This window comes from Brevibacillus sp. NPDC003359 (assembly GCF_042878995.1).
GTDB lineage: Bacteria > Bacillota > Bacilli > Brevibacillales > Brevibacillaceae > Brevibacillus.
On sequence record NZ_JBIAOR010000002.1, the window covers coordinates 78,637 to 91,620 of the forward strand.

Annotated in this window: 11 protein-coding genes; 2 read left to right on the forward strand and 9 right to left on the reverse strand. The window is 47.9% G+C overall.

The annotated features are described in order from the left end of the window. Positions 1 to 22: 22 nt before the first annotated feature. The 5 genes from ACFYU8_RS09910 to gpr all read right to left on the reverse strand — a co-directional run bounded on the left by ACFYU8_RS09910 (position 23) and on the right by gpr (position 5,028). The gene (locus ACFYU8_RS09910; protein ID WP_390297618.1) at positions 23 to 994 is read right to left on the reverse strand and encodes an ABC transporter ATP-binding protein; all 972 of its coding nucleotides are present in this window, start codon (positions 992 to 994) and stop codon (positions 23 to 25) included. An 18-nt stretch (positions 995 to 1,012) separates the two neighbouring features. Next, on the reverse strand, positions 1,013 to 1,981 hold the full coding sequence (locus ACFYU8_RS09915; protein ID WP_390297620.1) for an ABC transporter ATP-binding protein: 969 nt from the start codon (positions 1,979 to 1,981) through the stop codon (positions 1,013 to 1,015). A gap of 313 nt (positions 1,982 to 2,294) precedes the next feature. Beyond that, positions 2,295 to 2,603, reverse strand: a complete 309-nt coding sequence (locus ACFYU8_RS09920; protein WP_390297623.1) for a DUF3679 domain-containing protein — start codon at positions 2,601 to 2,603, stop codon at positions 2,295 to 2,297. Between the two features lie 5 nt (positions 2,604 to 2,608). After that, on the reverse strand, positions 2,609 to 3,787 hold the full coding sequence (gene spoIIP, locus ACFYU8_RS09925) for a stage II sporulation protein P (RefSeq protein WP_390297626.1): 1,179 nt from the start codon (positions 3,785 to 3,787) through the stop codon (positions 2,609 to 2,611). A 140-nt stretch (positions 3,788 to 3,927) separates the two neighbouring features. Continuing rightward, a complete protein-coding gene (gene gpr / locus ACFYU8_RS09930; protein ID WP_390297629.1) occupies positions 3,928 to 5,028 on the reverse strand; it encodes a GPR endopeptidase in 1,101 nt (366 codons plus the stop codon). A 176-nt stretch (positions 5,029 to 5,204) separates the two neighbouring features. On the opposite strand from gpr, the gene rpsT reads away from it, so the two are divergent. Continuing rightward, positions 5,205 to 5,480 carry a 30S ribosomal protein S20 gene (gene rpsT / locus ACFYU8_RS09935; protein ID WP_390297632.1) on the forward strand — a complete coding sequence of 92 codons (276 nt, stop codon included), beginning with the start codon at positions 5,205 to 5,207 and terminating at the stop codon, positions 5,478 to 5,480. A 129-nt stretch (positions 5,481 to 5,609) separates the two neighbouring features. Here the strand turns inward: rpsT and holA are convergent, their stop codons facing one another. The 4 genes from holA to ACFYU8_RS09955 form a co-directional block, all read right to left on the reverse strand. Then, positions 5,610 to 6,647, reverse strand: a complete 1,038-nt coding sequence (gene holA / locus ACFYU8_RS09940; RefSeq protein ID WP_390297635.1) for a DNA polymerase III subunit delta — start codon at positions 6,645 to 6,647, stop codon at positions 5,610 to 5,612. 240 nt (positions 6,648 to 6,887) lie between these two features. Then, the gene (locus ACFYU8_RS09945) at positions 6,888 to 7,745 is read right to left on the reverse strand and encodes an anti-sigma factor family protein (RefSeq protein WP_390297638.1); all 858 of its coding nucleotides are present in this window, start codon (positions 7,743 to 7,745) and stop codon (positions 6,888 to 6,890) included. Continuing rightward, complete coding sequence (locus ACFYU8_RS09950; protein WP_012685711.1) at positions 7,745 to 8,290, reverse strand: RNA polymerase sigma factor; 546 nt, start codon at positions 8,288 to 8,290, stop codon at positions 7,745 to 7,747. The genes ACFYU8_RS09945 and ACFYU8_RS09950 overlap by 1 nt, the downstream gene beginning before the upstream one ends. 53 nt (positions 8,291 to 8,343) lie before the next feature. Then, positions 8,344 to 10,719: a DNA internalization-related competence protein ComEC/Rec2 gene (locus ACFYU8_RS09955; RefSeq protein ID WP_390297641.1), complete on the reverse strand. Its 2,376-nt coding sequence runs from the start codon at positions 10,717 to 10,719 to the stop codon at positions 8,344 to 8,346. A gap of 233 nt (positions 10,720 to 10,952) precedes the next feature. On the opposite strand from ACFYU8_RS09955, the gene asnB reads away from it, so the two are divergent. Beyond that, entirely contained in the window at positions 10,953 to 12,878 is a 1,926-nt protein-coding gene (gene asnB / locus ACFYU8_RS09960; RefSeq protein ID WP_390297644.1) for an asparagine synthase (glutamine-hydrolyzing), read from the forward strand. Positions 12,879 to 12,984 lie beyond the last annotated feature (106 nt).

A 12,984-nucleotide genomic window follows, 5' to 3' on the forward strand; every position in this document is an offset into this window, starting at 1 on the left:
CAGGCAGACTCCCTTTTGTCGATTAGGACTTGTATAAGTGACAAGCAACAAAGTGTCCGTCGCCTGTGTCCGCAAATTCTGGTCGCACAGTACGACACTCCTCTGTCACATGGGGACACCTCGTATGGAATGTACAGCCACTTGGAGGTTTTGCAGGGCTTGGCACATCTCCCTGGAGGATGACTCTATCACGTACGGCATCAGGATCCGGCGAAGGTACCGCCGACAGTAATGCTTTCGTATAGGGATGAAGCGGATTGGAATACAATTGGCTACTCGTCGTCAGCTCGACAATTCTGCCAAGGTACATCACGCCTACCCGATCACTGATGTGCCGCACTACACTCAAATCGTGGGCAATGAACAAGTATGTAAGGCCGAACTCGCGTTGCAAATCCTGCATGAGATTGAGCACCTGCGACTGAATGGACACGTCCAGTGCAGACACAGGCTCATCCGCAACAATCAATTTGGGCTTGAGCATCAGCGCTCTCGCAATGCCGATCCGCTGCCTCTGTCCTCCACTAAACTGATGGGGATAGCGGCTCGCGTGATAGCTACTCAGCCCAACGATCTCCAGCATTTCCTGCACGCGCTTTTTCCGCTCTACCGAAGAACCCAAACCATGTACGATCAAGGGCTCTTCCAAAATTTTCTCAATATTATGTCTAGGATTAAGCGAAGCAAACGGGTCCTGAAAGACAATTTGCATGTCACGTCTCATCTTTCTCATCGCATCTGTGGAAAGCGACATGACATCTGTCCCGTCAAAGCTGATTTCACCGGAGGTCGGTTCAATCAGTCGCAGCAAGGAACGACCTGTGGTTGACTTTCCGCAGCCACTCTCGCCTACCAGCCCCAGTGTTTCTCCACTCTTAACGGTAAACGATACATCATCTACCGCCTTTACTACACCTACTTCCCCTCCAAGAACACCGCCTATGATTGGGTAGTATTTTTTCAAATTTTTTACGATCAGAAGATCTTCAGCCACCTGCATGCTCCTCTCCGGTTATTCGGTCAGCCAGCAGCGGGAAAGGTGATTGTCCCCTACCACTTTTAGTTCAGGCATCTCACTGCTGCATTTGTCTGATACCTTATCGCATCTAGGTGCAAAACGACATCCGACAGTAAGCGAACCCGGAATCGGGACGTTGCCTGGAATCGAATAGAGACGCTCCTGTGTTCCTTCCAGCTTCGGCAACGAATTCAACAAGCCGATCGTATAAGGATGCTTCGGACTTTTTAAGATCGTACGGACATCGCCTTGTTCAATCACGTTGCCTGCGTACATCACCACGACGCGGTGACACATTTCCGCAACGACCCCAAGATCGTGGGTAATGAGGAGGATTGCTGTGTCTGCTTCCCGGTTGAGTTGGCGCATCAGATCTAAAATCTGTGCTTGAATCGTCACGTCGAGCGCCGTAGTAGGCTCGTCTGCAATCAATAGCTCTGGATTGCATGCCATGGCCATCGCAATCATGACGCGTTGCCGCATGCCTCCCGAAAGCTGGTGCGGGTATTCATCGACGATAGCTTCCGCTCGAGGAATTCCGACTTTTTTCAACATCTCAATTGCCCGTGCTCTTGCTTCCTTTTTGCTCGCCTTCGTATGTAATCGGACTGATTCTCCTATCTGGTCTCCAATCGTAAACACCGGATTTAAAGACGTCATCGGCTCCTGAAAGATCATCGCAATTTCATTTCCACGGATGTCCCTCATTCGCTTTTCGTCAACAGATACGAGGTCCTCCCCCTTGAATTTAATCGAGCCTCCCACGATTTTCCCAGGGGGATTGGGTACTAGCTTCATAACGGAAAGGGAGGTAACGCTCTTTCCGCAGCCGGATTCACCTACGATACCGACTACTTCTCCTTTTTGTACCGTGATCGTCACGCCATCAACGGCAGGGATTTGGCCGCGGTCCGTGAAAAAGTGCGTTTGCAGGTTTTCGATTTGTAGGACAGGATGTGACACGTGGCTCACCTCTCTCACCGATATATACTTCCTAAAAAGACCTATCAGTAGACATTATGACATTTATTCATTTTTTTCGCAACACAATAAATTCAAACTATTAACTATTTACTGACTAAAAAGAATATTTTGCTCGCGTTTTAAAATTATGTAAATAAATTTTATGATAGCCCTTTCATTGTAGATGTAGCCTCACTTGCACGGTTTAAGCCAATCGAAGAAATCATCTGTGGTCGCATGCAAAAGACCCGCTAGTACGGGTCTTTTGTCACTGGGGCTTTCTGCACCCCTTCTTTTTGCGCGTAAACCTTTTTCACGGTTCAAAGAAACTCCCTACCCAATCGACAAAACTCTGCGCCCCACTTTTTATGCTTCCGCCCAAAGTCAAACCGATCCGACTGACATAGTTGACCATTTCCTTCGGGTTGGCTGTCTGAACCTGTTTGCCCATTACCGCGATCTCCCCTTGCCCTTGATCCACTTTTTTGATGGAAAAGGTTTGAGCCTGCCCCTCAGGCACTCCACTCACCTTGGATATTCCACGCTCAGCCGTTTGCAATCCCAAAACTACCCCGACCAGCAAGATGATTAACAGTCCAGTCAGCTTCATCGTCACGTTCATGCCCGTCACCTCTTTGCAGGCTCGTCAGAAACTGTTTTGCCTACTTTTTCAGCTTGCTGATAATAGGCCGCGAAAACATCAGCCAATGCTTCTGCCGTATTTATGCTTTCCTGCACGCTGTTTTCCGTACCACCTATTTCTATTAACAGGCTTCCCGGGGAGAGGGACTGATTATACTCGCCGTGATCCGTTTTTGCGCCTTTTTCCATCACGCCACGCGAAAGCTCCGGGTACATTTTTTCCATCAGCTCATGAAGCTCCGTCGCAAATGCTTCATTTTTCTCGTAGCTTTTGTTTCTTTTTCCGATGACGAACAATATTCTTCCATACGTTTTTCCCTTGATCGTGACCGTCGTACGTTCGCGTGGCGCTGTGTCTCGGTGGAGATCGAAAAAGTAGTTCAGCTCCTTGTTTCTCTCCGTTGCCGCTTTGACCACTTGCAGAGATTCTGCGTAGGAGAAGGAGTAATGCATTTTTTTGTTCAACAGCTGCTGATAGACGTCGTCGGTGCTCACGTCCGAACCAATTCCTCTGTCATTCAACGCTTCTGATAAATGCTTGCTGATTAACGATATATTTCTCGTAGGATGATCGACGGAGGTTCCCACTGGCTTCGTCTCACTAAACCACGATTCCCGATTGTGCGAGTTGTAGACGTAAACAATTTTCTTGCCGTCTGTGATTGAATTGGGCACAGGAGCTGGCTTCGTTTCGCCCGACTTCGTAGTATCCTCCGGCTTAGGCTCTACGATCGGAACTACTTGCGAATGATCCGCTACCTGTCTCGGATGGGCGGGATACTCCAAATAAAAATCTGCGAGAGAAGCTCCTTTTCCCTGAACGACAAACCTGGCATCCTCTGTCGTCACCATCCCTGGGAGCTCCCTGCCTAGCAAGCTGCGCAAGTCTCCCGGCTGTATATTCGTTGCCAAGCGAAAGAGAAAACCCGTTACGCTATTCGTGCGATCATCTGCCTGTGCTTGCACCGTTTCGGACAAAACCGGAATTTCCTGCCCCATCCACCCCAAAATGGCCAGACTGGAAATATGAGAAGCGGCCTGCTGTATAGCGGAGGAAGAAATTGCGATTCGGTTCCCGCCTAACGAAAGCACTCCTGTCATGACAAACAAGAAGGCGGTTATAAAGGAAAGAACAACGAATTGGCGTTGAATGAGGGTCGCCATCTGTCTCACTCCTCTAGCTGTAGCATGGTTGCACGTCGGGAGAACTTTCCCTCGTGCTTGTCTATGCTTTAGCTTATGAGGCTCATAGAGACGATAGAACCCTTTTCTAGCTTTTCTCTCTCACTCTAGCTTTTCACGACTTAGTGGGTATACGAGCCGCTATTTTCTTCATTTACAGCACTGTGCAAAGCGCGATTCAGACCTGTTGCGATCACATTCGCCACACCTTCAATAAAATCGTCCACTTCTTTTGGGGTGACGACCAAATCCTGTCCCAGCGGTCGGAGGACCTCATGAATCAGTTGCCGTTTCTCTTCTTCGGGCAGTGAACCTACCAATCCCATGAATGTCTTGCGTGATTCCATGTCAGGCAAGTCCTCGTCCGTATACGGTTCCTTGCGCTCTGGCAGAGTACTCAATGCCAGCTTGTTAAACGCCCGCTTACTCTCCACCATCGATTGTCCAAAATGCCCCAGCAAATACGTAATGGCATCATTTACAATTGTGGAGGCAAAAACGACCGTAGGCACTCCTATCGCAATCACAGGCACACCAAGTGTCGCCTGATCAATCGCTTTGCGCTTGTTTCCAACCCCTGATCCGGGATGAATCCCTGTGTCCGAAATCTGAATGGTCGTGTTGACCCGATGCAGAGCACGGGACGCAAGGGCATCGATACAAATGACAAAATCGGGTTTGCTTTTTTCCACGACTCCAAAAATGATCTCACTCGTTTCAATACCCGTTATCCCAAGGACACCCGGTGATAGCGCACTGACTTCCCGATACCCTTCTCCAACAGTTTCAGGCGCCAGTGTGTACAGATGGCGTGTAATCAACAGATTTTCCACGACCATCGGCCCCAGCGCATCCGGGGTCACATTCCAGTTGCCGAGACCAACGACGAGAGCCTTTTTGTCCTCGGTGATTCCCAGTTGTTTGAGAAACATCGCAAATTCGACGGAGAATCGCTTCGCTACCTGCTCCTCGATTGATGTATCATTATCCCGCAGCTTAGGCACTTCGATCGTTAGGTAATGCCCCGGTAGCTTGCCGATTTCCTTCCCCGCTTCCTCAGATTCCACATGTAATCTCGTTACTTTTATATTGGGCTCACTGTCGTCAGCTTGCAGCCAAACGCCCTCAATGCTGGTCTGGTTTTGCTGCTGGGCAAGCTCGTGTGCCTCCAAGGCAAGATCCGTACGAATCGAATAGCCTGACAAATCGATGTTATGTGCCATGTTCATCAGCTCCTGTCATTCAATGTTAAAAATTACTGACCATTTTGTTCCTGCTACTAGCTTGCTTGAATCCTTCATTTTTATTCCGAATCCTTTCTTGCAAATGGGTTCGCCCCATGCTAGAATTACTTTGTTGTATGACTGTATGTCTATGGTCGTCTAAGGAGGTGACACACATGCCAAACATTAAATCCGCGATTAAACGCACCAAAACAATCGAAAAGCGTCGCGCACACCGTGCTTCTCAAAAGTCTGATCTGCGTACTTCTATCAAGAGCTTTGAGAAAGCAGTCGCTGCTTCCGATGTAGCATTGGCGAATTCTACTCTTCTGGTGGCTGTGAAAAAGCTGGACAAGGCCGCTTCGAAAGGTCTCATTCATAAAAACGCAGCAAACCGTCAAAAGTCTCGTTTGATGAAAAAGCTTAACGTTCTGAGCGCTCCTGTAGCGTAAGAGACCAAGCGCCAAAAAACCCCACGAACATCTTGTTCTAGGGGTTTTTTACTGTGGAAAAACGTCTCGACGTTTTTTATAAAAGTGTTGTGGTCAAACACGTTTGTCCCCCGAAAGAGGGGACTACGGTCACGACCGTTTTGTTCGTTCGTCGTGTGCACGTGCAATGAATAATTCGAGGGCGAGACGCTTGTCCACCTGCCCTGATTTCATACGAAAATCTTCTTCCGCCAGAATGCCCAGCAGTTTTTTCAGCGACTCCTCAGAAAAATGACGCGCTTGCTCCATTGCTTTTTTCACCGCGTAGGGATGCATTTTTATCATTCCTGCCATCTGTTGCTGTGAATAACCGCGCGGCGCCAATTGCTTAACATGCAACAGCATGCGGAACTGCCTCGCCAAGAGAGCCAGTAGCTTGATCGGCTCCTCTCCTGTTTTCATGCAGTCGTACATCATCCTGAGCGCCTTGTCCAATCTCCCTGAAGCGACCTGTTCGATCAGCGCGAATACATCCTGCTCCAGCGTACGTGCACCGAGGAGCTCGATGACGTCCTCCGTGATATTTTCTCCTGCCCCGACAAACAGAGCCATCTTTTCGATTTCCTTGTCCAGAAGACGCAGCTCGGCGCCCACTCGCTCCACAAGCTTCATAGTTTGCTGACGATCGATCTTCGCCTCGTATTTACCCACTTGCCGCTCTATCCAGCCGTACAAATCTCCGTCTTTTAACAACGGAAAAGGGATCACTTTCGCTTTTTGCTGTAGCGTTTTGACCAGCTTTTTTCGTTCATCGAGCTTGTCAGCTTCTGTATGTAAAATAAGTGTGGTATAGGAAGGCGGGTTTTGCAAATAATCGAGCAGAGCATCCGGGTCACTTTCCACCTTAGTCGAAGGCTTGCTTCCTGTTAAAAAGTAGGCTTGTCTGGCAATTACCAATCGATGCTCGCCCAAAAACGGCAAGGTTTCCGCATCCTGCAGGATTTCACTCAATCCTGTTTCGGTACAATCATACACACTCATATTCAGATCCGTAAATTCTGGATCAATCATTTCTTTACGAGCCAACGCCAAAAAATCTTCAGCCAGAAAAGACTCCGGGCCGTATAAGACGTAGATCGGCGAGAATTGTTTTTGCCTTATTTCGCGAATAGCCGATAGGAGTGGCATACGTTTTCTCCCCTTTCCTTCTTGTTACCTGCGTTATTATAGCACATGTTGATCAGAGCAAAACGAAAAAAACCGCCACCAGTGAATCGGTAGCGGTTTTTTCATCCGTTGGCACCTCTATGTAAACGTTTAGGGAAAAGCCCCGGGATTCCTCCTCCCCAAACGGTAAGCAGGGGGTGCTTGATAATGTACTATACGCAAAATCCCCGCAAGCGGTGCCGGTCCATACGTGGAAAAAAGTTAGTCATTATCTTTATTTTTTTTCTTCTCTTTATTTTTTCCCTTGTCTTTCTCCGCTTGCTTGTCCCTGCCGTCGTCCTTATCGTCATTAGCAGGTTCTTTGTCTTCTCTGTCCGGATTTTCGTCCAGTCCGATCGGCCATCCCGATGGTTGATCATCTGTAATTACTGGCGTTGGAGGTACAGCTTTCTTTGGTGGCGGTGTCGGATTCGTTTTCTTAGGTGGCGGTGTTTGCTTTTTAACGGTCTTAGCAGGTGGCTTTTTACTCTTCGTCTGAGTAGCCGCTCCAGAAGTCTTTTTTGACTTGTCCTCTTCCTCTTTTGAATTCGATGGTATTGGATTATTGCTTGAAGGAGTAGGATCTACTGGCTCAACGCTTTTGGGTTGTTCCGCGACCGCTGGCGTCATGTCCGTTCCGTTCTGGAACGAATCGACTTCATGTTTCTTACCATCACCGCCCGAAAACAGCATGCCAACCAATAAGCTAGCAGCGACGGCCGTACTACCAAGACTAGCCATCCATACTTTCATCCGCTTCCACTTTTTTGTTTCCGGCAGCGAAGACGACTCGCGCTTAACTTCCAGAGTGGGCAGGATTTCCTCGTTCACCGTAGATTTCACCGCAGCAGGCTTTGCAGCGGCTGATTCCAGCTTGGGCAGGATAGAATCTACGATGCTGAACGGAGGTACGACAGGGGGCAGATGTTCTAATTGTTGTGACACATCTTTCAAACGGTTGTACTTAAGCTGCAGTTCAGCATCTTTTTGAATCAAACGATGGAGCGTTTGCTGCTCTGACTCCAACAGATCTCCATCCAGATCCCGCTGCATGAGTTCAAAAACCTCTTCGTTGGTCATCAACCGATCCCCCCTTTCTGGTAGTCGTACAACAGCTCCTGTAACTGTTGCCTAGCCCGAAACAAATACGACTTTACCGTGTTAAGCGGCAAATCTAATGCCTCCGCTATTTCTTGATAGGACAAATCCTCTAGGTAGCGGAGTACTACAACCATCCGGTATTGCTTTGGCAATCTTCCGATGGCTTCCTGAATGTCATTCGACAGCCCGGTGAGAAGGATTTCTTCTTCTACGTTGTTACGATCAGGAATGATCAACTCGTGCTCGTCAATTGAGACCGTTTCCTTCTTCGCGCGAAATTTATCCATACAGACGTTGCTGACGATGCGTTGTACCCAGGTAGAGAACTTTGCTTTTTCCTGATAGGTGTCCAATTTTCGATAAATTCGAATGAGGACTTCCTGGGAGGCATCAAGTGCGTCTTGTTCGTTCCCTAGAATGTAATAAGCGCTACGGTAAACGGAGGTCTCAATGGATCGAAGCAGTTCGACTAGCGCGTCATGATCCCCGGATTGCGCCATCCTGATCAACTCTGCTTCATGCATATTCTCTTCTCCCCCCTACAGACGGTTCGCTCATTGAAAAAGTTGCAAACAGTTTATGTATCCAATATTTGGGCCTGCCAATATAATCCCTCAGGTGTAATAACCAGCGTAATTGCTCCATGAGCATCAGTCCTGTACACGACGGAACCCGATTTTTTTAAGCGATGAAGTACTTCGGACGCTGGATGCCCGTACCGATTTTTCACCCCGGCAGAGATGACAGCAACTTTTGGTGCTGTGACTGCAAGGAGCTCTTCGGTGCTCGAGGTATTGCTTCCATGATGGGCTACTTTCAAAACATCCACAGAAGTCAAACCGTTTTGAACAAGCTGACTTTCCCCACCCTTTTCAATATCACCCGTAAACAATACCGTCTTATTGAAAGCTGTAAGCTGGAGTACTACGGATGCATCATTTCCTGAGAAGGTCGATTCACCTGGGTGCAGCCACTTCCACTCGATTCCCGGCCCATCGGACCATGATTGACCCGGGAGCCCGGTTAGAATCGGAACTCCTTCTTGTTGGAAAAGCTGAACAATTTCGCCCTCCAATTTGGAAGGTGCTGTTCCATTCACCAATACCTCGCCAAAAGAAAAATGAGGAACAAGCGCTTTTAATCCCCCGATGTGATCCAGATCGCCATGCGTCATGACGACGCGATCGATTTTCTCGATTCCTCTCGCCATCAGAAACGGCAGAACGACGTCTTTCCCCACCTCAAATGGGTCACGCTTTTCCATCCATGGTTCAGCAGCTGGGAACCGCATTGTCCCACCCGCATCCATTAAGTATACCTTCTGATCACCAATTTCGACAACGATGGAATCCCCTTGTCCGACATCAAGGAAGGTAATTCGCACTTCTTCGACTCCAGAAAAAGGCTGTCTGGCCCCGACAATTAACAAGAGAAATATAACGAAAGTAAGCATTATATCACGCTTTCGATGATAGCCCAACTTCCATGAAATGGGCAGAACAACTAGAAAGCAGGTATACAAAACAAGCCACCACCAAGAAGGATGCGGCCAATAAGTGAAGGGGAGCCTCATTTTTTCAATAGCAAACAACGGGAGATGAATCCATTTCAGCATAGCCGTCGAAATCCAGACAGGGATCACGGCCAAAAACGGATGGAAGAAATCGAGGACAATCGCGATATACCCGAACGGTAGCGCTATTGCCGAGAGAATCGGTGTTACTACCAAATTAACGAGCCAGGACACAGGTGAAAACAAATGAAAATGGTAGATGAGAAACGGAAAGGAAACGAGCTGGGCCGACAAGGTGACCGCCACAAGTGTACGAATCCAGACGGATACCCGAACAAACACATGCAAACTAAATGGCACAAAAATAATCAGACCAAGTGTGACCGCAAAGGAAAGCTGAAAACCGACATGCCACAGCTGATACGGATTCACCACTAGCATCACAATGAGTGCACCTGCCCAGACGTCTTTGCCGTCCAACCTCTTTCCAAACACCTGACACAGAAGACCGACACTCCCCATCAGTCCAGATCGGATCGCAGACGCGCTAGCTCCCACCAAAAGCACATACCCGATCAAGAACAAAATCGTTACGACAAATGCCAATCTGCGTCTGATTCCAATCCGTTCCAAGCACCACATAAACATGGAACTGACCATGGTCACATGCAAACCGGAGATCGCGAGAATATGACTTAAACCCAAATTCGAATACATCGATGCAAGCTCAGGGTTCACCTCTTGTCCAAGACCGAGCAGAAGCGACTTCATGTACCCCGCTGTTTCTGGATCTGGAAATAATGATTCAATTCGCTTGGCACCCGAGTCCTGCCATTCTTGAAAGCTCGCCCAAACAGAAAAAGCAGGTGTCATATCAACCGCTTGATAGTTTGTTTCCCCTGTGACATGGACACCTTGCCTATACAAATAGCTGGCGTAGTCGAAGGAATGAGGATTGCGCGCAGTAGCTGGCAAGGACAATTGGATCGGAGCCACGATAACACTGCCACGTCTCCACTGCTCTATTTGTGCAGCTTCCTGGAAAGAAGCAAGTTTAACCCGAAGCGCAATTTTCTCGAGAGACCGATGCTCGTTCTGATCACGCTGATTTTCACCCCAGGATGTTATCGTGACAAAAAATCGTGCTACCTCCCCATCCCGTTTCACGGGTGAATCAATGACACCTTTTACCCAGATCCTCTGCTCCCTTTCTGCCAATGGTTTCACTTCAGAGCTATGGAGATTCTCGTACCCATAAAAAAAGAGACCTGCTAGAATAGAAATCAGTGCGTAGTATGCAACGTATTTGCGGTACCTAAACGGGCTCCATGCAACGAGTGCCCATGATACGCCTGCAGCCAACAGTAGCCAAGCAGGATGCAAATAGGCTGACAGAATGAGGCCGATCATCATCGCTAGGCTTGCTCTCCATACTGACACTGCAATCCCCCCGTCTTGTTCTTTACATGAAACCGTTTTGTCGAACGATAAATGGTCTCTTAAGGGAGTATATCTAACAGAATGGGGACAAAAATAGAAAAGAAGAAAGGCTAATTCCCTTGTAGAATCAGCGTTTTCGAGGTCAATCACTGGCACTCATAAGAGATTGCGCTGATGGTCGATACATGATAGAGTTAGCAGGAGCAATCCAGTGAGAGGAAGAGTCATTTCTTATGTGCGGAATCGTATCACTCTATAACAAGCGGCAAAAGCCTGTTCAACAAGAAGCGATTAGTGCAATGACGGGTGTCATCCTGCACCGTGGTCCAGATGACGATGGTTTTCACCTTGAAGACAACATCGCCCTGGGCTTTCGTCGTTTAAGCATCATTGACGTGGAAGGCGGACATCAACCGCTGTTTAACGAAACACGTGACATCTGGATTATTGGTAACGGTGAAATCTACAATTACAAAGAGTTACAGCAATGGTTAAAGGACATCGGTCACGTTTTCCATACCGATTCTGATATTGAAACCATCCTCCACCTTTATGAAGAGGTAGGAACAGATGCACCTAAGCATTTGCGCGGGATGTTTGGCTTTACGATCTACGACTCCCGTAAAAAACGTCTGTTTGGGGCACGCGACCATTTTGGAATCAAGCCGCTCTACTATGTAGAGACAAATGATTCAATCGGGGTTGCCAGCGAGATTAAAAGCTTGCTGGAGTCGCCAGGATTCAAGCGTGAAGTGAATCCAACCGCTTTTTATCACTATTTGACATTCCAATATGTGCCTGATCCTGATACGATGTTTGCTGGCATTTACCGTATACCGCCTGCGCACTCGTTCATTATTGAAAACGACCAGATCAAGCTCGAAAGATACTGGGATGTAGAATTCAAGCCCGATGAAAGCAAGCCGTTCTCTTATTTTGTTGAGGGTACGCGCAGTGTCATGCTTGAATCTGTCGACAAACACCGGATTAGCGAAGTTTCTCGTGGAGCCTTCTTATCTAGTGGCGTTGACTCTAGCAGTATTGTTGGGATGCTACGTACCTTCGAGCCAGTCAAATCTTTTTCTGTCGGCTCGGATATTCCTGGATACAGCGAACTCGATTATGCAAAACGAACCGCCGCGTATTTGGGATCGGAGCATTTCGAGCGCGTGATAAACGCCAAGCAGTACATGGATGAATTGCCACGACTCATCTGGCATCAGGACGAACCGGTAGCGGACCCATCTGCCATTCTGCTCTATTTTGTAGCTCAGATGGCAAGTGAACACGTAACCGTCGTATTGTCCGGTGAAGGTGCAGATGAATTTTTTGGCGGTTACAATATTTACAGAGAGCCTCATTCTCTCAAAATGTTTTCCGGGATGCCTGGCTGGATGCGTCAATCCATCGGATACATGGCAGAGCGCCTCCCCGACCAGGTAAAAGGGAAAAACTTCCTCATCCGCGGATCGAAAACGGTTGAGCAACGCTTCTTCGGAAACGCACTGATTTTCAGTGAAGAGATGAAAAAGCGTGTCGTCATGGATGATATTACCCGCTCGGAATCGTATGTATCTCCTTTCTCCATTACAGAAGATATCTACAAACGCGCTTCCGAATATGACGATGTGACCAAGATGCAATACTTGGACATTCACACTTGGCTCAGAGGCAACATTTTGATGAAGGCTGACAAGATGACGATGGCCAATTCTTTGGAGCTGCGTGTGCCATTCATTGATCTGAAGGTATTTGAATTCGCCGCTACCATTCCAACGAAGTACAAAATTGCCAACGGCACGACCAAGCACGTGCTTCGTGAGGCGATGAAAGACTTCCTGCCACCTGAGATTCAAACGAGAAAGAAGCTGGGCTTCCCTGTTCCGACTCGTCATTGGCTCAAAAACGAATTTTACAAATGGGCAAAAGAGATCATTTTCGAATCCAAGGTGGATAATTTGATTAATAAGGCCTATGTGCTTTACATGCTCGATGAACACCGCGAAGGCAATGCGGATTACAGTCGCAAAATCTGGACGATCCTGGTCTTCATGTTGTGGCATCAAATCTTCATTGAGCAAAAGCATAATTTCGAGCCTTATGTCAGCCCGAATGTAGACCTTCGCCGCAAAAAAAATTCGCTGCAGCATATCGGCTAACAGCGTAAACGCGATAAATAGATTTGCAGACCCTCTCTTACTTTTCGTAGCATCGTTGATAGAGAACAAGTTCTCTCTATGAACGTATCGCTATGTGAAGGACGGG